At 73.0% G+C, this 22,171-nt stretch carries 22 protein-coding genes; 14 read left to right on the plus strand and 8 right to left on the minus strand.

Annotation, left to right across the window (positions count from 1 at the left end; translation table 11 throughout):
* Window positions 1-182: 182 nt before the first annotated feature.
* Window positions 183-1,151: a TetR/AcrR family transcriptional regulator gene (locus WFH32_RS09065; RefSeq protein WP_336707018.1), complete on the minus strand. Its 969-nt coding sequence runs from the start codon at window positions 1,149-1,151 to the stop codon at window positions 183-185.
* 111 nt (window positions 1,152-1,262) lie between these two features.
* Here WFH32_RS09065 and WFH32_RS09070 point away from each other — a divergent pair, with 111 nt between their 5' ends.
* The 6 genes from WFH32_RS09070 (at window position 1,263) to WFH32_RS09095 (ending at window position 5,880) form a co-directional block, all read left to right on the plus strand.
* The gene (locus WFH32_RS09070; protein ID WP_336707020.1) at window positions 1,263-2,309 is read left to right on the plus strand and encodes an ABC transporter ATP-binding protein; all 1,047 of its coding nucleotides are present in this window, start codon (window positions 1,263-1,265) and stop codon (window positions 2,307-2,309) included.
* Window positions 2,309-3,256, plus strand: a complete 948-nt coding sequence (locus WFH32_RS09075) for an ABC transporter permease (RefSeq protein WP_336707022.1) — start codon at window positions 2,309-2,311, stop codon at window positions 3,254-3,256. The genes WFH32_RS09070 and WFH32_RS09075 overlap by 1 nt, the downstream gene beginning before the upstream one ends.
* A gap of 5 nt (window positions 3,257-3,261) precedes the next feature.
* A complete protein-coding gene (locus WFH32_RS09080; protein ID WP_191798345.1) occupies window positions 3,262-3,870 on the plus strand; it encodes a dihydrofolate reductase family protein in 609 nt (202 codons plus the stop codon).
* A 97-nt stretch (window positions 3,871-3,967) separates the two neighbouring features.
* Window positions 3,968-4,276 (plus strand): hypothetical protein, encoded by a 309-nt coding sequence (locus tag WFH32_RS09085; RefSeq protein WP_225228495.1) that lies wholly within the window; start codon window positions 3,968-3,970, stop codon window positions 4,274-4,276.
* A gap of 23 nt (window positions 4,277-4,299) precedes the next feature.
* Window positions 4,300-4,974: an HAD hydrolase-like protein gene (locus tag WFH32_RS09090; protein ID WP_336707025.1), complete on the plus strand. Its 675-nt coding sequence runs from the start codon at window positions 4,300-4,302 to the stop codon at window positions 4,972-4,974.
* A 108-nt stretch (window positions 4,975-5,082) separates the two neighbouring features.
* Window positions 5,083-5,880, plus strand: coding sequence for a MerR family transcriptional regulator (locus tag WFH32_RS09095; RefSeq protein WP_336707026.1), 798 nt, complete (start codon window positions 5,083-5,085; stop codon window positions 5,878-5,880).
* An 87-nt stretch (window positions 5,881-5,967) separates the two neighbouring features.
* On the opposite strand, the gene WFH32_RS09100 is transcribed toward WFH32_RS09095, so the two are convergent.
* The 5 genes from WFH32_RS09100 to WFH32_RS09120 form a co-directional block, all read right to left on the minus strand.
* Window positions 5,968-6,879: a heme ABC transporter ATP-binding protein gene (locus WFH32_RS09100; RefSeq protein WP_336707027.1), complete on the minus strand. Its 912-nt coding sequence runs from the start codon at window positions 6,877-6,879 to the stop codon at window positions 5,968-5,970.
* Entirely contained in the window at window positions 6,876-7,886 is a 1,011-nt protein-coding gene (locus WFH32_RS09105; RefSeq protein ID WP_336707158.1) for a FecCD family ABC transporter permease, read from the minus strand. The genes WFH32_RS09100 and WFH32_RS09105 overlap by 4 nt, the downstream gene beginning before the upstream one ends.
* A gap of 215 nt (window positions 7,887-8,101) precedes the next feature.
* Window positions 8,102-9,349, minus strand: a complete 1,248-nt coding sequence (locus tag WFH32_RS09110) for a heme/hemin ABC transporter substrate-binding protein (RefSeq protein WP_336707028.1) — start codon at window positions 9,347-9,349, stop codon at window positions 8,102-8,104.
* Between the two features lie 200 nt (window positions 9,350-9,549).
* Window positions 9,550-10,215, minus strand: coding sequence for a biliverdin-producing heme oxygenase (locus tag WFH32_RS09115; RefSeq protein WP_336707030.1), 666 nt, complete (start codon window positions 10,213-10,215; stop codon window positions 9,550-9,552).
* Window positions 10,216-10,407: 192 nt separating this feature from the next.
* On the minus strand, window positions 10,408-11,739 hold the full coding sequence (locus WFH32_RS09120; protein ID WP_336707032.1) for an MFS transporter: 1,332 nt from the start codon (window positions 11,737-11,739) through the stop codon (window positions 10,408-10,410).
* Window positions 11,740-12,096: 357 nt separating this feature from the next.
* Here WFH32_RS09120 and WFH32_RS09125 point away from each other — a divergent pair, with 357 nt between their 5' ends.
* A complete protein-coding gene (locus WFH32_RS09125; protein ID WP_336707034.1) occupies window positions 12,097-13,128 on the plus strand; it encodes a protein kinase family protein in 1,032 nt (343 codons plus the stop codon).
* Here WFH32_RS09125 and WFH32_RS09130 read toward each other — a convergent pair.
* Both WFH32_RS09130 and WFH32_RS09135 read right to left on the minus strand, forming a co-directional pair.
* Window positions 13,125-13,943, minus strand: a complete 819-nt coding sequence (locus WFH32_RS09130; RefSeq protein WP_336707036.1) for a CPBP family intramembrane glutamic endopeptidase — start codon at window positions 13,941-13,943, stop codon at window positions 13,125-13,127. The genes WFH32_RS09125 and WFH32_RS09130 overlap by 4 nt on opposite strands.
* Window positions 13,944-13,981: 38 nt before the next feature.
* The gene (locus WFH32_RS09135; protein WP_138822406.1) at window positions 13,982-14,587 is read right to left on the minus strand and encodes a TetR/AcrR family transcriptional regulator; all 606 of its coding nucleotides are present in this window, start codon (window positions 14,585-14,587) and stop codon (window positions 13,982-13,984) included.
* Between the two features lie 131 nt (window positions 14,588-14,718).
* Between WFH32_RS09135 and WFH32_RS09140 the strand changes: the two genes are divergently transcribed.
* The 7 genes from WFH32_RS09140 to WFH32_RS09170 all read left to right on the plus strand — a co-directional run bounded on the left by WFH32_RS09140 (window position 14,719) and on the right by WFH32_RS09170 (window position 22,071).
* Window positions 14,719-16,038, plus strand: coding sequence for a transcriptional regulator (locus tag WFH32_RS09140; RefSeq protein ID WP_336707039.1), 1,320 nt, complete (start codon window positions 14,719-14,721; stop codon window positions 16,036-16,038).
* Window positions 16,039-16,212: 174 nt separating this feature from the next.
* Complete coding sequence (gene exaC, locus WFH32_RS09145; protein WP_336707040.1) at window positions 16,213-17,736, plus strand: acetaldehyde dehydrogenase ExaC; 1,524 nt, start codon at window positions 16,213-16,215, stop codon at window positions 17,734-17,736.
* A 99-nt stretch (window positions 17,737-17,835) separates the two neighbouring features.
* Window positions 17,836-18,408, plus strand: a complete 573-nt coding sequence (locus WFH32_RS09150; protein WP_191796766.1) for a DUF779 domain-containing protein — start codon at window positions 17,836-17,838, stop codon at window positions 18,406-18,408.
* 138 nt (window positions 18,409-18,546) lie between these two features.
* The gene (locus WFH32_RS09155) at window positions 18,547-19,977 is read left to right on the plus strand and encodes a sugar porter family MFS transporter (protein ID WP_336707041.1); all 1,431 of its coding nucleotides are present in this window, start codon (window positions 18,547-18,549) and stop codon (window positions 19,975-19,977) included.
* Between the two features lie 81 nt (window positions 19,978-20,058).
* On the plus strand, window positions 20,059-20,361 hold the full coding sequence (locus tag WFH32_RS09160; protein ID WP_336707043.1) for an antibiotic biosynthesis monooxygenase: 303 nt from the start codon (window positions 20,059-20,061) through the stop codon (window positions 20,359-20,361).
* A 57-nt stretch (window positions 20,362-20,418) separates the two neighbouring features.
* Complete coding sequence (locus WFH32_RS09165; protein ID WP_191796769.1) at window positions 20,419-20,982, plus strand: DinB family protein; 564 nt, start codon at window positions 20,419-20,421, stop codon at window positions 20,980-20,982.
* Between the two features lie 90 nt (window positions 20,983-21,072).
* Entirely contained in the window at window positions 21,073-22,071 is a 999-nt protein-coding gene (locus tag WFH32_RS09170; protein WP_336707045.1) for a hypothetical protein, read from the plus strand.
* The last annotated feature ends 100 nt before the right edge of the window (window positions 22,072-22,171 follow it).

Consider the following 22,171-nt stretch of genomic DNA (forward strand, 5'->3'; position numbering starts at 1 on the left):
GGGCGTCGCAGGCCTCGTCCTCGGAACGTAGCGCGCGGAGGCGGCGGGCGCTCGGCGGGTTCTCCCGTCGACAGTTCCCCGCGGTCGAGAACGGGGTGGAGGTCGCTACGGGCGCCGGGACGACCTCAACCTCGTTCTCGGCACCTCGGGGAGGGGCAGGGGGAGGAGAGGGGTGGGGAGGGTCAGGGGCGTTCGTTCGCCCGGTCGATCGTCATCTCGACGCCGTCGAGCAGCCGGTCGAGCGACGCGTCGAACGGGTCGCTCGGCGCGTGGAACCCGCCCGCCTCCCAGATGCGCGTCATGACGGGGTAGCGCTCGACGTCGAACCAGTCGGCCCAGAAGCTGCTCATCGACGTCCAGTACTCGTCGCTGCTCATGCCGCTCGCGTCGTTCTCGACGGACTCGGCGACGGCTGCCCGCGCGAGCCCGCGCACGAACGCGTCGACCAGACCCAGGATCTCGACGACCCGCTCCGCGGACAGCCCGGTGTCGACGAGCGTCCGCAGCCCGGCCTCCTGGGCGTCGAGCACGTGCGGCGCCAGGGGCAGGCGCCACATGTTGGTCTGCAGGATCCAGGAGTGGCGCTGGTACAGGTGCCAGACCTCGCGCGCGTACCGCGACAGCCCGTCGCGCCAGGGGGCGTCGGCCGGGGGGAGGTCGAGCTCGGCGAACGCCCGGTCGATCATGAGGTCGACGAGCTCGGTGCGCCCGGGGACGTACGTGTAGAGGGACATCGCGCCCATGTCCAGGCGGGCGGCGACGCGGCGCATCGAGAGCGCGTCGAGGCCGACCTCCTGCGCGACGGCGATCCCGGCGGTCACGACCTCGTCGAGCGTCAGGCGCGCCTTGCGACCGCGGGTCGGCGGGGCGGGCGGGTCCCACAGGAGCGCGAGGCGCCGGGTCACGTCGGCGGGGCGGGGGACCTGGTCGGTCGGGTCAGGGGCGGTGTCGTCCGCGGACGCGTTGCCCTCAGACGCGTCGACCTCAGACGCGTCGACCTCAGGTGCGTCGACCTCAGGTGCGTCGACCTCAGGCGCGTCGACCTCGGAGCCGGCGAGCGAGGCGTCGAGCGGCGCGTCCGCTGATGAGTCCGGGGTCCGGGCGGAGTCCACCCCGTCGGAGGGGACCGGGGCGACGGTGTTGCTGGCCATGGTGCCTGATCCTCCCACCTCCGCGCTGTGCCGGGAGACCCTTCAATTCCCGTACACCGTATGCTAGCGTGAAAACCTATTCCAGTACACCGTACGCGAGAGGCGTGAGCCATGATCCACACCGAAGGGCTGACCAAGACCTTCCATCGCAAGAAGGAGGTGGTCGAGGCGGTCAAGGGCATCGACGTCGACGTCCACGAGGGCGAGCTCGTCGCGTTCCTCGGTCCCAACGGCGCCGGCAAGTCGACGACCCTGCGCATGCTCACGAGCCTCCTCGAACCCACGTCGGGGAGGGCCGAGGTCGCAGGCTTCGACATCCGCACCCAGCCCGCCGAGGTCCGGTCGCGCATCGGGTACATCGGCCAGGGCAACGGGGGAGGGTTCTCCTACCGGGTCGCCGACGAGCTCCACAACCAGGGCCGCTTCTACGGCATGGCGGCCTCCGAGTACCAGCGCCGGGCCGCGGACCTCCTCGAGGCGCTCGAGCTCGACGGCCTCGGCAAGCGCACGGTCCAGAGCCTGTCGGGCGGGCAGCGTCGCCGCCTCGACGTCGCGCTCGGCCTCATGAACCACCCGCCGCTGCTGTTCCTCGACGAACCCACCACGGGCCTCGACCCGCACAGCCGCGCGAACCTGTGGGAGCACATCGGCGTCCTGCGCGAGAGGTACGGCATGACGATCGTCCTCACCACGCACTACCTCGACGAGGCCGACTCGATGGCCGAGCGCGTCGTCGTCATCGACCACGGCACGATCGTCGCCGACGCCCCGCCCGCCGCGCTCAAGCGCGACCACGCGGACGACGTCGTGACGCTCGTCGTCACCGGCACGTCCGGCTCCCAGGGCGAGGTGCCCGACGACGTCACGCGCGTCCGCGCAGCCCTCGCCCGGGTCGTGGGCGACGCCGGCGCGGGAGGTGCCGACGGGGCCGGGAGTGCCGACGGCACCGATGGCACGAGGCTGCAGGCGACCGTCGGCGCCGGGGGAGACGTCACGGTGACCCTGTCGACGACGCACGGCGCGGACCGTCTGCCCGAGGCGATCGAGTCCCTGCGGGTCGCAGGCCTCTCGGTCCGGTCGGCCGGGCTCAAGCAGGCGAGCCTCGACGACGTGTTCCTCAACCTGACCGGTCGGAGCCTGCGCGAGGAGGCGGCGTGATGGACGAGCAGACGAACCCCGGCCAGGGGGCCGAGCCCGAGGTCGGGCAGGTGGCCGGGCCGACGACCGGGCCGCGCAGCGGGACGAACCTCGGGCTCGACACCCGGACCGCACCACAGGCCACGGCGAGGCAGGCGACCGACCGGCGCTCCGACGTCGGGCGCTCCGGGGCAGCGAAGTTCCTCGGCGACACCTGGGCGGTCTTCACGCGCGAGATCCTCCTGGTCCTGCGCGACCCCTTCACCCTGATCTTCTCGCTGCTCCAGCCGCTGATCTTCCTGGGTCTGTTCGGGCCGCTCCTGACCGGCGCCGTGGGCGGCGGCATGGGCGGACCCGGCGGGTCCACGGCCGCGACGCTCCAGTGGTTCGTGCCCGGCGTGATCGTCATGATCTCCCTGTTCGGGACCTCCATGACGGGCTCGAACCTGCTCTACGAGATGATGACCGGCTCGTACGAGCGCGTCCTCGCGACCCCGCTCGACCGGTCCGCGATCCTCGTGGGCCGCGCGCTCAAGGAGTTCGCGCCGCTCGTGGTCCAGGGCCTGCTCATCGCGCTCGTGTGCATCCCGTTCGGGTTCACGTTCTACCCGCTGCACGCGATCGCGGGGCTCGCGCTCCTGGGCCTGTTCGGGATCGGCGTCGGTGCGCTGTCCTGCGCGCTCGCGCTCGCCGCGAAGAACCGCGAGTGGCTGTTCTGGGGTGTGCAGCAGTCGCTCCTGTTCCCGCTCCTCATCCTGTCCGGCATGATGCTCCCGCTCGAGGCCGGGCCGTCGTGGATGCAGACCGCCGCGAAGTTCAACCCCCTGACCTACATGGTCGACGCCGAGCGCGCCCTGTTCGGCGGGACGTTCGCGAGCACCGAGGTCCTGTGGGGCGTCGTCGCGGCCGCGGTCACGTGCGCCGTCGGCCTGTGGGTCGGCATCCGTCGTACGCGGAAGTCGGTGTGAGCCGCATGGGCAGGGTCACGTTCGACGTCGGGCTGTCCCTCGACGGGTTCGTCGCGGGACCGCACCAGTCCCTCGAGAACCCTCTCGGCGAGGGCGGCGAGCAGCTCCACCGATGGATGTTCGAGGAGCCCGAGGCCAACACGGCCGCGCTCGAGTCCGTCGCGGCACCCACCGCGTTCGTCATGGGGCGCAACATGTTCGCCCCCGGTCGCGGCCCGTGGGACGAGTCGTGGCGGGGCTGGTGGGGCGACGAGCCGCCGTACCACGCACCCGTCTTCGTGCTCACGCACCACCCGCGCGAACCCCTCGTCATGGAGGGCGGGACGACGTTCTTCTTCGTGACCGACGGGATCGAGTCCGCCCTGTCGCAGGCGCTCGCGGCGTCGCGGGACGGGCACGTCGGGATCGCGGGCGGCGCCTCGACCATGCGGGCGTACCTCGCCGCAGGGCTCGTCGACGAGTTCGGGCTGCACGTCGCGCCCGTGCTGCTCGGCGCGGGCGAGCGGCTGCTCGACGGTCTCGGCGGCCTGAGCGTCGAGCCCGGGCCCGTGAGCAGCAACCACCTCGTCACGCACCTGTCGTACCGCGTGGTGCGGGGGCTCGTCGGGGAGTGACGTCGACGTCGAGCGGGCCGTGGCGGAGAAGTGGCGCCTGGACAGGGGGCGGCGCGGGGCGTTGCGACCGCGCGCCGGCCACGCCAGGATGTCCGGCATGACGCCGCCCGCACCCGCCCCCCGTCCTCGTCCCCGCAGCCGTGGCGCCGTGCTCGGCCTCGTGGTCGGGGTGCTCCTCGTGGGCGTGGGGGCGTGGCTCGCGTCGCGGCCCTACTGGTGGACCTCGTTCGGGTGGTTCGCCTACGCCCCGCTCGCGGACACGACGTTCGTGCCGCCGAGGCCGTGGGCGCAGACCCTCGGGATGGTCGCGCTGGGGGTCGGGCTGCTGGTGCTCGGCTTCGTCGCCGGGTGGGTGGTCGCGAGGCGTCGGGGCGGGCAGGCCGAACCGGTCGACCCGCCGAGATAGAGGGCCGCGGGAGAATCGATCCCGTGACCTCTGCGAACCCTCCCTACCGACTGGCCCTCCTCGACCTCGACGGGACGCTGACCGACTCGGCCCCCGGCATCCTGTCCTCGGTCCGCCACGCCTACGCGACCCTCGGGATCGCGCCGCCGACCGACGAGGCCCTGCGGCTGTTCGTCGGACCGCCCCTCGCCGAGACGTTCGCGCTGCACGGCGTCCCGGCGGACCGGGTCCCCGAGGCGGTCGCGGCGTACCGCGACGTCTACGCCGCCGGGCGCATGCTGGAGAACTCGCTCTACCCCGGCATCCTCGAGTGCCTGACGGCGGTGCGCGACGCAGGCGTCCGGCTCGCGGTCGCGACCTCCAAGCCCGAGGTCTACGCGCGCCGCATCACCGCGCACTTCGGGATCGACCCCCTCGTCGAGGGCGTCTACGGCGCGACCCTGGACGGGACGCGTGGCTCGAAGGCGGACGTGATCGCGCACGCGCTCGCGGCCACGTCACCCGCCGACGCGCCGCCGCGCGAGGAGATCGTCATGGTCGGCGACCGGGAGCACGACGTGCTCGGGGCCGCCGCGCACGGCATCGGGTGCCTCGGCGTCTCGTGGGGATACGCGGCGCCGGGCGAGCTCGAGGAGGCGGGCGCCCTCCGGGTCGTGACGACCACCGACGAGCTCGCGCGGGTGCTGCGAGGGGAGTGACGCCGTCGGGCCGGAAGCGACCGAGGGTTGACCTTGACGTAACGTCAACTTCTAGGGTCGATCGTGCTGCCTCACCCGAGGCGTCCAGGGCCCTGGGAAGGAGGACGCATGACCACGCGCACACCGGAACCCGCGACCGACTGGTCCATCCAGGAGATCGCCCGCCTCGCCGGGACAACGAGCCGCACGCTGCGTCACTACGACGACGTCGGGCTGCTCGCGCCCAGCCGGGTCGGGCACAACGGCTACCGGTACTACGACGGGCCCGCGCTCGTCCGGCTCCAGCGGATCCTCCTCCTGCGGGACCTCGGCGTCGGCCTCCCGGCCGTCGCCGAGATCCTGGGGCGGGACGACGAGGAGAGCCCTACCGTGCAGGCGCACGCCCTGCGGACCCACCTGGACGCCCTCCGGGCCGAGCAGCAGCGGCTGGCGCGACAGATCGCGTCGGTCGAGCGCACGATCACGACCATGGAAGGAGGTGGGCGACTCATGGCGGACGACATGTTCGACGGGTTCGACCACACGAAGCACGAGGCAGAGGTCACCGAGCGGTGGGGGGCCGAGGCCTACCGGACGGGCGACACCTGGTGGCGCGGGCTGTCCGCGCAGGACAAGGCGGCCTACCAGGAGCGGACCCGGCAGCTCGCCGCGGACTGGACGGCCGCGGCACAGGCGGGCGTCACGCCCGAGAGCGACGAGGCGCAGGCGCTCGCGGAGCGGCACGTCGAGTGGCTGAGCAGCATCCCGGGCACCCCGGGCCACGGTGGGGCGCCGGTCAAGGAGTACGTCGTCGGGCTCGGGGAGATGTACGTGACCGACGAGCGGTTCGCCGCGAACTACGGCGGCGTCGAGGGCGCGCGCCTGGTTCGCGACGCCCTGGCGGTGTACGCGGACCGGACCCTGTAGGCCGCCGGCGGAGGCCGAGGTAGACCCGTGGGGGGGGGGGGGGGGGGCCGGGGGGGGGGGGCGCCCGCCCCCCCCCCCCCCCGGGGTCTACCTCGGCGGCGCCGCCAGGGAACGCGCCGGCAGGATGATCGGCGCACCGCCGTCGGGGTGCTCGACCACCTCGACCGGGTAGTCGTACACCTCGCTCAGCAGGCCGGCCGTCAGGACCTCGCGAGGAGAACCGTCGGCCACGACGCGCCCGCCGGACAGCAGGGTGACCTGGTCCGCGTAGGCCGACGCGAGGCCCAGGTCGTGCACGACGACGACCACGGCGCCACCGGCCGCCGCGTGGCGGCGCGCGATCTGGAGCACGAGCTCCTGGTGCTTGAGGTCGAGCGCGGCGGTCGGCTCGTCGAGCATGAGCAGCCCGGTCCGCTGGGCCAGGACGCGGGCGAGCGCGACGCGCGCCTTCTCGCCCCCGGACAGCGACGGGAAGTGCCGGCCCGCGAGGTGCGACACGTCGGTCGCGGCGAGAGACTCGGCCACGACCTCGTCGTCGAGCTCCTCCAGGGGCGTCCCGCGCCAGGGCGCGCGACCCATCTGGACCACGTCGAGCGACGTGAACGGGAAGCTGAGGTGGATCTGCTGCATGAGCACGGCCCGGCGCATCGCGAGCTCGGTCGGCGTCCAGGACCGCAGGGGAGCGCCGTCCACCAGCACCGACCCGTCGTCGAGCGGCAGGTCGCCCGTGAGCGCCCCGAGCAGCGAGGACTTGCCCGCACCGTTGGGGCCGAGCAGCGCGCGCACCTCGCCCGCGCGCACCTGGACGGACACGTTGCGCAGCACGGGCGTCCCGTCGAGCGAGAGCGTCGCGTCGCGCGCCTCGGTCACGACGTCGCCGGCCACCGCGACAGAGGGCAGCCGCGACGACCGTCGCCGCCCCGTGACCGCGGTCCGCAGCGACGACAAGAAGCTGCTGCCCTCGTGGCGCGAGTCGAGCTCGACCAGTGTGCGGCTCATGCCCAGCCTCCTTGCCGCGAGCGCGTGCGGCGCAGCAGGTAGAAGAAGAACGGCCCGCCCACGAGCGAGGTGATCATGCCGAGCGGCAGCTCGACGTTGTCGACGAGCGAGCGTGAGACCAGGTCCGCGAGGAGCAGCACCACGGCGCCGCCGAGCGTCGAGGCCGGGATGAGCCAGCGGTGGCTCGGCCCGCAGACCATGCGGACCAGGTGCGGGACCACGAGCCCGACGAACGCGATGATCCCCGTGAACGCCACCCCCGCGGAGACAAGCAGCGCCACGAGGACGATGACGATCTGGCGCAGCCGCTCGACGTCCACGCCGAGGTGGTGCGCGGCGCGCTCCCCGAGGGACAGGAGGTCCATCTGGCGGCGCAGCAGCATCGCGCCGGTCACGCCGACGACCGCGATGGGTGCGACGACCGCGACCGACCCCCACGTGGCCCCGCCGAGGGAGCCGAGCTGCCAGAACACGATCTGCTCGCGCGCGGCAGGGTCGGCGACGAACGTGAAGAACGCGAGCAGCCCGCCCGCGAACGCGTTGACCGCGATGCCCGTGAGCACGAGCGTCACGACCTCGGTCCGGCCTCCCGAGCGGGAGAGCGCGTAGACGAGGAACGTCGTGATCAGCCCGCCCAGGAAGGCCGCGGCGGCGACCCACGTCCCCGACACGAGCGAGCCCGCGGTGACGATGACGGCGCACGCGCCCACGGCCGCGCCCGCCGAGACCCCGATCACGCCGGGCTCGGCGAGCGGGTTGCCGAACACGCCCTGCATGAGCGCGCCCGAGCACGCGAGCGCGGCCCCGACCAGGATCGCGAGGACCACGCGCGGGAAGCGCACGACCCACAGCGTGTTCTCGCCCTGCGGGTGCGAGGGCATGGGGCCGATGTTCAGGCCCATGTGGTGCATGAGCGAGCCGAGGACCTCCGACGGGGACACGGGCACCTGCCCGGTCATGCCGGACAGCACCGTGAGCACGACCAGCGCGACGCCCAGCCCGATCATGAGCCAGGTCGCGGCGCGTCGCCGCGACCTGCCGACACCGGGGAGCGCGTCCTGCGCACCGGTAGCGCTGGGAGAACCAGGCCCGACGGCGCCGCTCACCGGTTCGCCCGGCTCGCCGCCGGTGGTGCTGGTCGGGTGCGGGGTGCGCTGATCGGTGGTGAGGGGGCCCGCGGTGGTGCGCGACGTCGTCGGGCCGGCGGGGCGTGAGGTGGGCGTCACGGGGCGGTCGACCCGGCGTCCGCCGAGTCAGCGGCCGCGCCGACCGCGCTCAGGTCCGGTGCGGGGACGCCGTAGAACGCCTCGACGAGCGACGCGATGGTCTCGCCCGTGCGGGGACCGAACGTCAGGAGACGGCTGCCGTCCATGTCGACCACGCGCTGGCTCTGGCCCGCGGGGGTCTGGGCGAGGCCAGGGATCGCCATCATGGCGTCGAGGCCGCCGCTCGACTCGAGGCCGTCGGTCATGACGAGGTACGCAGCCGGCGCCGCGGCGATGATGGCCTCGCTCGTCACGGGGGCGTACTGCTGCGTGAGGCCGATCGCGGTGCCGGCGTCCTGGCCGCCGATCTCGCGGATCAGGTCGTCGGCGCCCGAGCCGGGGCCGAACAGCATCTTGATGTTGGACCCGCGCAGGTACAGGAACGCGACGAGCGGGTTGCCCGTGTCCGCGGGGACGCCCGCGAGGGCCGCGCAGACCTGCTGGTCGGTGCGCGCGACGAGCGCCGCGCCGGCCTCGGGGACGCCGAGCGTGGTCGCGACCGCGGTGATGCGGTCGTCGATGCCGTCGAGTGTGCGGGCCTCGTCGAAGTAGACGACGGGGATACCCGAGGACTCGAGCTGGGTGCGGGCCGTGTCCGTGAGGAGCGTGGCGTCCGTGAGGATGACGCTGGGGTTCAGGCCGAGGATGGTCTCGATGTTGAGGGCGTGCCCGGCGCCGGTGACCACGGGGACGTCGGCGGCCTCGGGGAAGCCCGTCGGCAGGTCCCGGCCCACGACGTTCGCGCCGAGCCCCAGGCTGTAGACGATCTCGCCGAGCGTGCCGTAGAGGTCGACCGCGATGATCCGGGAGGCGTCGGCGACCGTGACCTGGCGGCCGTCGTGCGACGTGACCGTCACGGGCAGCGTCGGGGTAGGCGCGGTGACGATCGGGTCGATCACGTCGTCGGCGAACGACGCGGTCGTGGGGCCGGTCGGGAACGACGCCGGGTCGACCGTGGCGCGCTGGCCCGTCTCGAGGGCCGCGCACGCGTCGAGGGTGACGGCCTCGGCCTCGGGCTGGGCGGGGGCGGAGTCCGTGGTGGGTGCGGGCGTCGGTGCCGGCGGCTCGTACGGGAGCGGCGCGCAGCCCGCGGCGAGCAGGACCGCGGCGAGCGTCGCGACACCGGCGACGGACGAGCGGCGCAGGCCACGCGTCAGCGGACCGCGTCGGTGCTCGGGGGACGGGACGCGGGCAGGGTGCGACATCACAGGGCTCCAGCAGAGGTCGGCCGCCCACGCGAGAGGGCGGCTTCGGGTAAGTTGAGGCTAACCTACGCAGGCCGCCAGGAGGCATGCCGGTCCCCGAGATCTTCTGTGATCTTGGAGACGTCGGGACGGTCGCGCGCCGCCCGTCGCCCGGCGTCGAGCGGGCGGCGGGCGGGCGGCGGGCGGTGCTCAACGAGCGGTCAGCAGTGGACCGCGCCGAGCTCGGCGAACAGTGCGCTGTTGAGACGGAAGGCGCGCTTGGCCTCGGCGACGGTCTCGGCGAGCTGGGAGTCCGTGAGGTCGAGGGCGTCGAGGCGCTCGCGGTAGACGTCCTTGAAGGGCTTGGCCTTGGGGATCTCGTCGAACGTGTAGAACGCGAGGCCGTCGGGGCCGAGGCCGTAGTGGCGCTCCATCATGCGCTTGATGATCTGGCCGCCCGACAGGTCGCCGAGGTAGCGCGTGTAGGCGTGCGCGGCGTAGGCGGACAGCGACGAGCCGACCTCGAGCAGGCGGGCCACGTAGGCCTCGGTCGCGGGCAGGATGCGGATCTCGGTGGCCCAGTCGGGGCCGACGAGGAACGCGAGGTCCTTCTCGATCGAGGGCGTGCGGGTCAGCTCGTCGAACACGAGCGTCGCGCCCTGGGCATCGTCGCGGATCTGGGCGCTGGCCTGCTCGAGCGCACCGTAGATCGCGTACTGCTGCGCGGCGAGGTCCGTGTAGGCGGCGACGTCGAGCTCACCACCCATGAGCTTCTCGACGAAGCCCGTGGTCTCGGCCTGCTCGTGCTCGGGGCGGGTGCCCTCGCGCAGGCGCAGCGACAGGGACGCGGGTGCGGCATCCACGGGGGGAAGGGTCTCGGCGGTCATCTCAGCGGGCTCCTGCGGTTCGTCGTGTCACGTGCACGACGTCGGCACGTGCGCCGGGTGGTCGGCGCCGGGTCCGCGGTGTGTCGTGACACATCGTCATGACGTCGCGTCAGGAACGATACAACAGTGAGGTGAGGTTTACCTATGCTCTGTGGGGGAGGTCTCACGGAGTGGGCAGGCGGAGACGGAGCCTCACCGCGTGGGCAGCGCGTGCTCCGCGACGTCCTCGGGGTTCGGCAGGCCGTGGAGGAACCGGTACCCGACCGCCGCGACCACGACCGTGAGCCCGCCCGCGACGAGCAGCGGCGTCGTGAGGTCGATCCGGGCGAGCAGGCCGCCCAGCAGCGAGCCGAGCGGCATGGTCCCCCACAGCAGCGTGCGCCACGTCCCGTGGACCCGGCCCAGCAGGTGCCCGGGGATCGCGGCCTGCCGCAGCGACATGACCAGGACGTTCCACACCGACGTCGAGCCGAACGACACCGCGAAGCACACCACGGCGACCGGTACCGTCGGGAAGAACCCCATGACGACCAGCGCGACCGGCCCGACGAAGTTCGCCGCGGCCATGACCGGGCCCGCGCCGAAACGGACCTTGAGCGGGCTCACGACCACGGCCCCGACGATCCCGCCGACGGCCCCCGAGAGCATGAACACCCCGAACCACTGCTCGGGCACGTCGAGCCGCTCGAGCACGAACAGCACGTCGGTCGCGATGGCCGCCGCGAAGAAGAGCGCGATCAGGATGCTGAGGAACCACAGCGGGCGCAGCATGGGGTGGCTCATGATGAAGCGGAAGCCGTCGGTGAGCTGGCGGGCGAAGGTCGCGCGGACGGGCGGGAGGCCCTGGTGCCCCTGGTGGGCCTGGTGCGCCCGGTGGGCGCCGGCCGCGGCGGCGGGCAGGAAGAACGCGAGCACCCCCGCGACCGCGTAGGACAGCGCACCGATCCCGAGCGGGATCACGACGGCCACCGCGAACAGCGCCGACGTCAGGGGCACGGCGAGGAAGTTCTGCACCACGAGCTCGCCCGCCTCGATGCGGGAGTTGGCGCGCGGCAGGTCGGGGCGACGCACGATCGCGGGGACGACGGCCCGGATCGCGCCGTCGTACAGCGTCTCGAGCGCGCCGTACGCGAAGATCACGACGTAGAGCCACCAGATGGTCAGCGTGCCTGTCGCGAACAGGGTGAGGAGCAGGGCTGCGAGCAGGGTGCGGGCGCCGTTGGCGATGACCATGGCGTGGCGGCGGTCGATGCGGTCGAGCAGTACCCCGGACGGGATCGCGAAGAACAGCCAGGGGAGCATCGCGACGGCCGCGATGCCGGCGATGAGCAGCGGGTCGTCGGTGAGGCGGGTGGCGAGGAGCGGCGCGGCGACGCGCGCGATCCCGTCGGCCAGGCTCGAGCTGATGTTCGCGGTGAAGACGTTGGTGAAGGACCGGCCGAGCCCGCGGCGGGCAGGTCCGGCGGGGTGCCCGGGTGGCATCGAGGCGTCGTCAGGGGGGAGCGGGGGGAGGGCTGAGGGCACCGGAAGACTCTAGGCGCCAGTCGGCGCGAGCCCGCGCCGGCCCGACGGCGGAGCGTCGGCCGGTCTGTCGGGTGCGGGGGGCTGGTGCGGGCGCAGGCACGGTGTGCGCCGGGGGCCTCGCGCCGAGGCCGAGACGGGGTGTGCGTGCTGCAGAGCGGCAACACGTGCTGCCACACGTTGTCAGAACTACCCGAGGGGGCCATTGCCGCGGGGCGTCTCCACCGACGTGAGAGCCTGTGACGACCCGGGCCGCGGTGCCAGCCGAAGTGGTTGCACGAGCGGGCAGGGGTCCGGCTGGAGGCAGCGTTGCAGATCCCCGACAGGTCCCGCGGATCCCGTCTGGCCGCCCATGGAGCCGTGTCCACGGCGCTGTCGCTGTGCAGCGACCGCAGGTTGCGTGAGCTCGTGGACGCCGCCACGCCGAACGGCTCGGGCATCGGCGGGGCGACCGCCCTGCTGGAGGTCGAGGGGATCCCTGTCTTCGTCAAGCAGGTGCGGCTCACCGATCTCGAGCGACGACCAGAGAGCCTGCGCTCGACGGCGAACCTGTTCGGGCTGCCGGTGTTCTGCCATGTCGGTCTCGGCGCCATCGGCAGCCCGGGCTTCGGCGCCTGGCGGGAGCTGGCCGTGCACGTCATGACGACGGACTGGGTGATCGCGGGCGAGTTCGAGGGGTTCCCCCTGATGCACCACTGGCGGGTGCTCCCGGACGATGGCCGGCCACTTCCTGAGGAGCTGTCCGACGTGGACCGCGCGGTGGCCTACTGGGGAGAGAGCCTGGAGGTGCGCCGCCGGATCGAGGCCCTCGAGCGGTCCACGGCGAGCCTCGTGCTGTTCCTGGAGTACGTCCCGCAGACCCTGCACGAGTGGCTGGGCGACCGGACCAGGGCCGGTGACGAGAGCGCCGAGCGGGCCTGCGCCCTGGTGGAGGACGAGCTGAGGGCAGGTGTCGCGTTCATGAACGCCCGGGGCCTGCTGCACCTCGACGTCCACTTCGAGAACGTCCTGACCGATGGCGGGCGGCTCTACTTCGCCGACTTCGGCCTCGCGATCTCCTCCCGGTTCGAGCTCGCCCGGGACGAGGTCGACTTCGTCGACGAGCACCGCGACTACGACCGTGCCTTCACCGCCATGTACCTGGTGAACTGGCTCGCCGTCGACCGGTACGGCCACGGACCGGACGAGCGCAGGACGTTCGTGCGTTCGTGCGCGCAGGGTGAGCGTCCGGCGGGGGTGCCGTCCGAGGTCGCGGCGACCCTGGTCCGTCATGCGCCGGTCGCGGCGGTGATGGGGGACTACTCCCGCCGGTTCCAGCGGGAGAGCCGGGTGACGCCCTTCCCGGTCGAGGCTCTCCGCCGGACCGGGGCGTTCGTCGAGCGGGTCCTCTAGACCGCGACGTCCTGCGTCCGGCGTGCCACGAGCGCGCTCTTGCCGCGCTTGCGCTGAGCCGCGGCGAACATCGCCATGAACACGGCCGTGCTCACGAGCGCGGCGATCGCGTTCGCGACCGTTCCGCCGGGCGTCGAGTGCCGGTCGCCGAGCGTGACGAGCAGTGCGAGGTTCACGAGCCAGTGCACGAGGGTCGCGAGCGCGACGCGCTGCCGCACGGTGCCTCGCCCGAAGTGGCCCATGAGCACCGACAGGGCGACGGTCGCGAGCAGGAAGCCCACGATCACGACGGGCCCCGCGGAGAAGATCTGCACGTGCCACACCCCCCACACGAGGCCCGTCACGATGCTCGCGGCCAGGAGCGAGAACCGGTTCTCGAGCAGCGGCTGGAGCATCCCGCGCCACCCGATCTCCTCGCCGGCCGCACCCACGAGGTACGTGAGGAGGAGCAGCACGAACGGCACGCCCGCGGTCGCGTGCACCCCTTCGAGGGGTTCGCCCTGCACCAGGAGCACGGCGACGAGCACGCCCCAGTAGAGCAGGCACGCGGCGAGCGCCAGGACCAGGTGAGCGACGACCTGACGGCGCGGGACGGCGTCGGGCAGAAGGGGGGCGAGGCGCCCGCGGAAGACGGCGAGCGTGACCCCGGCACCGACCGCGGGGCCGAGCTGGACGAGAGCGAGCACCGACGGGTCGATCCCCGAGACCGGCTGGAGGAGGAGCAGCGCGCCCGACGCGACGAACGTCGCCAGGACGAACGTGAGGGTCGGGGCGAGGAAGGCGCGGGGAGCTGGAGTCGGGGCGGTCGAGGTCACGCCGCAGGCTCCCAGCCTGCCGCGCGAGGTGTCAAACCTCAGCCGGCGACGAGCTCCTGCGCACCCACGGCCCGCAGGACGAACGCCTCGGTCGCCTCGATCGCGCGCTCGCGCTGGGCGGGGTCCTCGGGGATGAGGCGGCCCGAGAGGCACGCGTTGACGAGCTGGACCGTGGTGCCGAGGTCCTGCTCGGGGAACTCGCCGCACTCGATGCCCGCGGTCAGGATGCGGCGCAGCGTGTCCTCGACGATCACGGCGTGCTCGCGCAGGCGCTGCTGCGTGCCGCGCGAGAGCACGGTCCGCAGGTCCGGTCCGGGGGCCAGGTGGAAGACCCGCTTGAGCTGCGCCTGCTGGCGGATGTAGGTGCGGAGCTGCTCGACCGGGTCGTCGACGCCCTCCAGCGCGCGCTCCAGCGTCCCGACGTACTGCTCGGTCTCGTGCGTGATGAAGCCGAGGAGCAGCGACTCCTTGTCGGGGAAGTGGTTGTACACCGCGGTGCGTCCCACGCCTGCCGCGGAGGCGATGTCCGCGAGCGAGATCGCGTCGAAGCCGCGGTCCATCATGAGGTTCGAGAGCGCCGCGAAGAGCTTCTGACGGGTCTGTGCGCGGTGCTCGTGGAGCGAACCGCCGATGATCTTCGGCATGCTGACATCATAGGCACTCCTTGTCAGATTGCTAATCCGCGCCGTTCCGCGGCCCAGGACGGCGCGCGCCGAGCCACCTACACTGGCCCCAGGACCGGCAGGACTCGACGAGGGTGTCGAAGGAGGCGATCATGACCGACCCTGCCACCGTGAGCGCCGCCCACGAGGCCTTCCTGAGCACGGGAGCGCTCCCGCCCGGCATCCGTCCCCTTGTCGCGGCATCGTGGCGGCGCAGCGCCCGCAGCGGCGTCGACCCCGACGTCCCCCACCCCGACGTGTCGATGTCGGACGCCGACCTCGGCTCCTACCGGGCCCGGCACCCGCTCGCGCGCGCCATGCCGATCGTGCGCGACCTCCTGGTCGCGGGGCTCGCGGGAGAGAGCGCGGTCGTCGCGATGACGGACGACTCCGGGCGGCTCCTGTGGGTCGAGGGCAGCACGAGCGTGCGCGACGACGTCGGGCGCATCGGCTTCGTCGAGGGTGCGGTGTGGCGTGAGGAGCGTGTGGGGACCAACGCCCCCGGAACGGCCCTCGCGACGGGCCGACCCGTCCAGGTCCTCGGCGCCGAGCACTTCACGCGTCCCGTCCAGTCGTTCAACTGCGCGGCCGCCCCGGTGCGCGACCTGCGCACGGGCCGCGTCCTCGGGGTCCTCGACGTCACGGGCGGCCAGGTCGCGGCGTCGGGCCTCGTGCTGTCGCTCGTACGTGCCTCGGTCGCGGCGGTCGAGCGCGAGCTCGCCGAGCGGGCGGAGCGGTCCGAGCAGTTCGAGCAGAGTGCCACGGGCTCGCGGATCGGCCCCTTCGCCCCCCGCCTCGACGTGCTGGGCGTGTCCAACGGGGTGCTCCGCGCCGCGCCGGGTGCAGCGGCGGGCTGGCCCGCCCCGGGCACCTACGCGACCGCGCCCGACGGCGGCACGCACGCGGCGCCGTCGGGCCGCCTGAGCCTTCGCCACAGCGAGATCCTCCTGCTGCTCGCCGCGTCCCCGCGGGGGCTCGGCGCCGACGAGCTGGCCGTGCTGCTGCACCCCGGAGAGCTCTCCGACGTGACGGTGCGCGCGGAGGTGTCGCGGCTGCGGCGCGCCGTCGGGCCGCTGCTGGGCGGGTCGCGGCCCTACCGGCTCGGGGCGCCCCTGCGCACCGACCTCGACACCGTGCGCGACCTCCTCGCCGCCGGCGACGTGCACGCCGCGCTCACCGCCTACCCGGGCCCGGTGCTGCCGCGCTCGGTCGCACCGGGCGTCGAGAGGCTGCGCGACGAGCTGTCGGCCGAGGTGCGCGGGGCGGTCCTCGCGTCGGGCGACGTCGGGGCGCTGGGGCGCTGGCTCGCGAGCGACGAGGGCGCCGACGACCACGGGGCGTGGCGCCGGCTCGCGGCGCTCGCCGCCCCCGGGACCCCGGCGGCGGCCCGGGCCCGCGCGCGCCTCGCGCTGCTGGACCGCTCGCTGCGCTGACGGCGCGCTCGTTCTGACACCGTGACTGCAACCCTCCTGCAACCCTGCGCTGCGTAACGTCCGGTGCACCCGGGCGCAACGGTGCGCCCCGGGATGTGGACCGCGCCGGACGGCGGGCAGACGGCAGGCGGCGGGCCACGCACGGCACAGAGCACTGCAAGGAGGCAGACGCACATGACCGTCTACGCTGCCCCGGGCACCCCCGGAGCCATCGCCGAGTACAGGTCTCGCTACGACCACTGGATCGGCGGCGAGTACGTCGCCCCGGCGAGCGGGCGCTACTTCGAGAACCCGAGCCCCGTCACGGGCCGCACCTTCACCGAGGTCGCGCGCGGCACGGCCGAGGACATCGACCGCGCCCTGGACGCCGCGCACGGCGCCGCCCGGACCTGGGGGAAGACGACCGCGACCGAGCGCGCCGTGATCCTCAACAAGATCGCCGACCGCATGGAGGCGAACCTCGAGAAGATCGCGGTCGCCGAGACGTGGGAGAACGGCAAGCCCGTGCGCGAGACCCTCGCGGCGGACATCCCCCTCGCGATCGACCACTTCCGCTACTTCGCGGGCGCGATCCGGTCCCAGGAGGGGTCGATCTCGGAGATCGACGAGGACACCATCGCCTACCACTTCCACGAGCCGCTGGGTGTGGTCGGGCAGATCATCCCGTGGAACTTCCCCATCCTCATGGCGGTGTGGAAGCTGGCCCCGGCGCTCGCTGCGGGCAACTGCGTGGTCCTCAAGCCCGCCGAGCAGACGCCCGCGTCGATCCTGTTCCTGATCGACATCATCGGGGACCTGCTGCCCCCGGGCGTCCTCAACGTGGTCAACGGGTTCGGGGTCGAGGCGGGCAAGCCGCTCGCGTCGAGCCCGCGCATCCGCAAGATCGCGTTCACGGGCGAGACCACCACGGGCCGGCTCATCATGCAGTACGCGAGCCAGAACATCATCCCGGTCACGCTCGAGCTGGGCGGCAAGTCGCCCAACCTGTTCTTCGAGGACGTGGCGCGCGAGAAGGACGACTTCTACGACAAGGCCCTCGAGGGGTTCACGATGTTCGCCCTGAACCAGGGCGAGGTGTGCACGTGCCCGTCGCGCGCGCTCATCCAGACGTCGATCTACGACCAGTTCCTGGGTGACGCGATCGAGCGCACGAAGGCCGTCAAGCAGGGCAACCCGCTCGACACCGAGACGATGATCGGCGCGCAGGCGTCGAACGACCAGCTCGAGAAGATCCTCAGCTACATCGACATCGGCAAGGCCGAGGGGGCAAAGGTCCTCACGGGCGGCACCCGGGCGGAGATGAGCGGGGACCTCGCGGGCGGCTACTACGTGACGCCGACGATCTTCGAGGGCAAGAACTCGATGCGCATCTTCCAGGAGGAGATCTTCGGCCCGGTCGTGGCGGTCACGGACTTCGCCGACTTCGACGACGCGATCACGGTCGCGAACGACACCCTGTACGGCCTGGGCGCGGGCGTGTGGTCGCGCGAGGCCAACATCGCCTACCGGGCGGGCCGCGAGATCCAGGCGGGCCGCGTGTGGACGAACTGCTACCACGCGTACCCCGCGGCGGCCGCGTTCGGCGGGTACAAGGGCTCGGGCGTGGGCCGCGAGAACCACAAGATGATGCTCGACCACTACCAGCAGACCAAGAACCTCCTGGTCAGCTACTCGGCCACGAGGCTCGGCTTCTTCTAGGCCGCGCCCGCCGTCGTGGGCGGGGCCCGAAAGCAAGGCCCCGCCCGCTCGTCCAGTCAGCGGCTCCGCCGTCCAGTCCGCCACGAGGGGAGAAGGATCATGCCCGACGACGTCACGTCCGGTCCGCAGGTCGCCGCACCGGGGGCGGGGGCACCGTCGCCCGGCGAGGTGCGGCCCGACCGGGTGGCGCTGACCCCGGCCGCGGCCGAGCTGCTCGCGCGCCTGCGTGTCCAGTACGGCGAGCTCATGTTCCACCAGTCAGGGGGGTGCTGCGACGGCTCGTCGCCCATGTGCTACCCGCAGGGCGAGTTCCTGACGTCGGAGGCCGACGTGCACCTGGGCGACCTGGTCGTCGTCGACCCGTTCTCCGAGCTCGCCGAGCCCGAGCTCGCCGACGTCGCGCTGAGCGGTCCCGCAGGGCCGCTGGGCATCGGGATCGTGCTCGACGGGGGCGCGGACGCCGTCGATCCTGGGGAGGCGACGTTCACGGTGCCGTTCTGGATGAGCCGCAGCCAGTTCGAGTACTGGAGCCACACGCACCTGACGGTCGACGTGGTGCCGGGGCGCGGGTCGGGGTTCAGCGTCGAGGCGCCCGAGGGGGTGCGCTTCATCATCCGGTCGCGGCTGTTCTCCGACGACGAGTCGGCGGCGCTCGCCGGCCAGGTGCTCTGAGGCTCTGTCGGAACGAGCGTGGTCCCGGGTGCTCGCGGGGTCTGACGCCGATCACGGCGAGGATCACCCCCCGACCGCTGCGCCCGGTGCGCCACCCCGTGGCAGTGTTCGGACCATGAGCACCGAACGGTTCCGACCATGACCACCGACGCGCGGCCGCGACCCCGGGTCCCCGGCAAGGTGGTCCTCGCGTGCCTCGCCGCGGCGCTCGGCGGCCTGCTGTTCGGGTTCGACACGTCGGTAGTCAACTCCGCCGTCGGGGCGCTGAGCGAGCAGTTCGAGCTGACCGCGAGCATGCGCGGCATGGTGGCCTCGCTGTCCCTCCTCGGGTGCGCCGTGGGGGCCTGGTTCGCCGGGTCGGTGTCGGAGCGGCTCGGCCGCGTGCGCGTCATGCTGCTCTCCGCGCTGCTGTTCGGTCTGTGCGCCGTGGCCGCGGCGCTCGCCCCGTCCGTGGCCGTGCTGCTGCCGGTGCGGCTGCTCGCGGGCGTCGGGATCGGTGCGGCGTCGGTCATGGCGCCCGCGTACATCGCCGAGATCGCCCCGCCGCGCTCGCGCGGGCGCCTGGGCGGGCTGCAGCAGCTCTTCATCACCATCGGGATCTTCGTGGCGCTCGCCGTCGGGCTGGCGATGTCCCGCGCTGCCGGGGGCGCCGTGCACGACCTCTGGGCCGGGCTCCCCGCGTGGCGCTGGATGTTCCTGGTCGAGCTCGTCCCCGCGGCGCTCTACGGGCTCGCCGCCCTGCGCCTGCCCGAGTCGCCCCGCTATCTCGTGGGCCGGGGGCGCGAGGTCGAGGCCCAGCGCGTCCTGCAAGGGTTCACGGGCCTCGGCGACGACGAGGTGGACGAGGAGGTCGACCGGATCCGCACGTCGATCGGCGTGCACGCCACGACCTCGCTCCGGGACCTGCGCGGCCCCGCCCTGGGGCTGCGGCCCATCGTGTGGATCGGCCTGGGCGTCGCGGCCCTCATCCAGCTCAGCGGCATCAACGCGGTGTTCGTCTACTCGACGTCGTTGTGGGAGTCGGTCGGCTTCACCGAGTCCGAGGCCCTGACGATGTCGCTCGTGACCGCAGGGGTCAACATCGCGGTCACGGTCGTGGCGATCGGCCTCGCGGACCGGTTCGGGCGTCGCCCCATGCTCGCGGCCGGGTCCGTGGGCATGGCGGTCGCGCTCGCGGTGACGGCGTTCGCGTTCGGGCAGGCGACGACGTCGGCCTCGGGCGAGCTGGTCTTCCCCATGGCGTGGGCCATGACGGCCCTCGTCGCCGTCAACCTCATGGTCGTCTCGTTCGGGCTCACGTGGGGGCCGCTCGGCTGGGTGCTGCTCGGGGAGATGTTCCCGCCCGCGATCCGGGCGACGGCGCTCGCGGTCGCCACGGCTGTGCAGTGGTTCGTGAACTATGCCGTGACGAGGTCGTTCCCCGTGGTCAGCGAGGCGTGGGGGCTGCCGGCGACGTACGGGACGTTCGCCGCGGTCTCTGCGTTCGGGGTGTTCTTCGTGCTGCGGTTCCTCCCGGAGACCAAGGGACGGTCCCTCGACGAGATGGGCGACGGGGCCCGGGCGGCATGACGCTCAGGACATCACCCTGTCGTACTCTTCCCAGGGGTCGTCAGCGGCTCGTAGCGTTGAAGCCGAGACCGGGGAGGACCGATGTTCACGCAGGTCGTCGTGCACCGTCCGCGCCCCGAGTTCCGCGACGTGACGCTCGCCTACCTCCAGCAGGCCGCCCTGATCACCCGGACGGTCACGGGGCTCGTGCAGTCGGCGGTGTGGTCGGAGGGCGACGACGAGCGCCTGGTCCTCACGACGACCTGGGAGTCGTCGGAAGCCTTCACCGCGGGCGAGGACGCCCTGTTCGACCTGTTCCAGAGCGTGCCGTTCGAGGAGTGGATGCTCGAACCGCTCGACGTCCTCCTGCTCGACGAGATCCCGCCGCCCGCCCCGCAGGAGTGAGGCCCACGGGCTGGACCGGGGCTTCCGTGCCGCGCGACGGGGACCTAGCATCCCGTCATGACGACGCCTCAGCAGCCCGGCCAGGCCGATCCCTCCGGTATCACCCCTGACACCAAGGACTGGACCTGGGTCCTGGACCGCCCGTGCCCAGAGTGCGGGTTCGAGGCGGGGACGTTCGACCCGGACCGGGTGGGGTCCGCGGCCCGCGCGACGATCCCGCGCTGGCAGGACGTGCTCGCTCGCCCGGACGTCGCGGTGCGCCCCGACGAGCACACGTGGTCCCCGCTCGAGTACGCGGCGCACGTGCGCGACGTGTTCGCCATCTTCGACGTGCGCCTCGCGTCGATGGTCGAGGGCGACGACCCGCTGTTCGCGAACTGGGACCAGGACGCGGCGGCGCTCGCGGGCGACTACGAGCACCAGGACCCGCAGCTCCTCGCCCGGGAGATCGCGATCGCGGGCGACCGGGTCGCGGGGCGGTTCGACGCCGTCGGGCCCGACGACTGGGAGCGGCCCGGCCGCCGGTCGAACGGTTCGGTCTTCACGGTGCGCACGCTGGGCCAGTACTTCCTGCACGACGTCGTCCACCACCTGCACGACGTCGGCGCCCCGACCTCCTGACGCGCCTGACACCGGCCCGAGCCCGCACCCGACCCACGCCCGTAACCTCCCGGCATTCTGGGCGGTCCTCGACGCGCCTAGCGTCACGTCATGACGCTTCCTCCGACGGGGTGGGTCCCCGACCTGTACCGCAGTGACCACCTGCTCGCGCTGCCGCGTTCGCGCGGCGTCGCGCTGCCGGGGATCGAGGCGCTCTCGAGGGCCTGGTTCCCGGAGGCCGGCTGGGTCAGCGAGCCGACGAGCGGTCCGGCGGAGCGCCCCATGGCGGGCGCGCGCTTCCGCGGCGTGGTGCCCGACGACGTCCGTCGCCCCGGGGTGCTCCGCCTCACCGAGGGCGTCGAGGTCGTCGGGCCGTTCGTGGTGCTGTCGCCCGGCGCGCAGGGGCTGGGCCTGGCCTCCTCGGCCGCCGAGGTGTGGGCGGTCCGGGTGGCGCGCTCCGCACGGGGTAGGGCTCCGCTCGACGTCGAGGACCGTGACGGCCTCGGGCGGGTCTTCGCGGCGGGGCTCCCCGAGGAGCTGGAGCTCCGCGTCGTCCGGTGGGCCGTGGCGGCCGCACGCAAGGTCGGGGGCAGCGTCGCGGTCGACGGCACGCAGGTGCTGACGCCAGACCCCGCGCGGGGCGTCGACCTGACGTTGTTCAGCGCGCACGCGCTCACGCCCGAGTCGGCCCTGGGGGTGCTGCGGACCTTCGTCCCGGGCGCGCACGTGTCCGGGGTCGAGGAGCGGGCGGACCGGCTGATCGACTTCGCGCTGGTCGGGGAGACGCCGTACGACGGCGTCGTGCAGGTCGTGGTGCAGAAGGTGGACAGGGTGCCGGCGTCGTTGGCGCCGCTCGACTGGCGTGAGTACGGCCCGTTCGCGTACCGGCTCTCGTGGCTCCCGACCGACGTCTACGAGCTCGACGTCGAGGAGCCGTCGGGCCTGCACCTCATCGCGCGGGCCCGCATGCGTGCGTCCGTCGCCCGGCTCGCCGCGGTGCTTCAGGGCAGGGTCCAGGGCGTCCTGGTCGACGACGGCGGCTTCGAGGTGTCGGCCGCGGAGGTCGAGGAACGCATCGCGGCGGAGAGCACGGCGAGGTTCTGGGTGTGAACTGTCCCCAGAGTTATCCACAGATTCTGTGCACAAGCCTGTGGGTAGACACGGGAGGACAGGGATCTCGTTGTGGACGAACCTGTGGTGAACGGGCCCG

Source organism: Oerskovia sp. USHLN155 (assembly GCF_037145535.1).
GTDB classification, from domain to species: Bacteria; Actinomycetota; Actinomycetes; order Actinomycetales; family Cellulomonadaceae; genus Oerskovia; species Oerskovia rustica.

Coding starts and splice junctions, on each gene's coding strand:
- WFH32_RS09070 (WP_336707020.1), top strand. CDS start 1,263: ATGATCCACACCGAAGGGCTGACCAAGACCTTCCATCGCAAGAAGGAG.
- WFH32_RS09155 (WP_336707041.1), top strand. CDS start 18,547: ATGACCACCGACGCGCGGCCGCGACCCCGGGTCCCCGGCAAGGTGGTC.
- exaC (WP_336707040.1), top strand. CDS start 16,213: ATGACCGTCTACGCTGCCCCGGGCACCCCCGGAGCCATCGCCGAGTAC.
- WFH32_RS09160 (WP_336707043.1), top strand. CDS start 20,059: ATGTTCACGCAGGTCGTCGTGCACCGTCCGCGCCCCGAGTTCCGCGAC.
- WFH32_RS09080 (WP_191798345.1), top strand. CDS start 3,262: ATGGGCAGGGTCACGTTCGACGTCGGGCTGTCCCTCGACGGGTTCGTC.
- WFH32_RS09140 (WP_336707039.1), top strand. CDS start 14,719: ATGACCGACCCTGCCACCGTGAGCGCCGCCCACGAGGCCTTCCTGAGC.
- WFH32_RS09150 (WP_191796766.1), top strand. CDS start 17,836: ATGCCCGACGACGTCACGTCCGGTCCGCAGGTCGCCGCACCGGGGGCG.
- WFH32_RS09095 (WP_336707026.1), top strand. CDS start 5,083: ATGACCACGCGCACACCGGAACCCGCGACCGACTGGTCCATCCAGGAG.
- WFH32_RS09135 (WP_138822406.1), bottom strand. CDS start 14,587: ATGCCGAAGATCATCGGCGGTTCGCTCCACGAGCACCGCGCACAGACC.
- WFH32_RS09100 (WP_336707027.1), bottom strand. CDS start 6,879: ATGAGCCGCACACTGGTCGAGCTCGACTCGCGCCACGAGGGCAGCAGC.
- WFH32_RS09105 (WP_336707158.1), bottom strand. CDS start 7,886: ATGATCGGGCTGGGCGTCGCGCTGGTCGTGCTCACGGTGCTGTCCGGC.
- WFH32_RS09170 (WP_336707045.1), top strand. CDS start 21,073: ATGACGCTTCCTCCGACGGGGTGGGTCCCCGACCTGTACCGCAGTGAC.
- WFH32_RS09085 (WP_225228495.1), top strand. CDS start 3,968: ATGACGCCGCCCGCACCCGCCCCCCGTCCTCGTCCCCGCAGCCGTGGC.
- WFH32_RS09165 (WP_191796769.1), top strand. CDS start 20,419: ATGACGACGCCTCAGCAGCCCGGCCAGGCCGATCCCTCCGGTATCACC.
- WFH32_RS09065 (WP_336707018.1), bottom strand. CDS start 1,151: ATGGCCAGCAACACCGTCGCCCCGGTCCCCTCCGACGGGGTGGACTCC.
- WFH32_RS09075 (WP_336707022.1), top strand. CDS start 2,309: ATGGACGAGCAGACGAACCCCGGCCAGGGGGCCGAGCCCGAGGTCGGG.
- WFH32_RS09110 (WP_336707028.1), bottom strand. CDS start 9,349: ATGTCGCACCCTGCCCGCGTCCCGTCCCCCGAGCACCGACGCGGTCCG.
- WFH32_RS09115 (WP_336707030.1), bottom strand. CDS start 10,215: ATGACCGCCGAGACCCTTCCCCCCGTGGATGCCGCACCCGCGTCCCTG.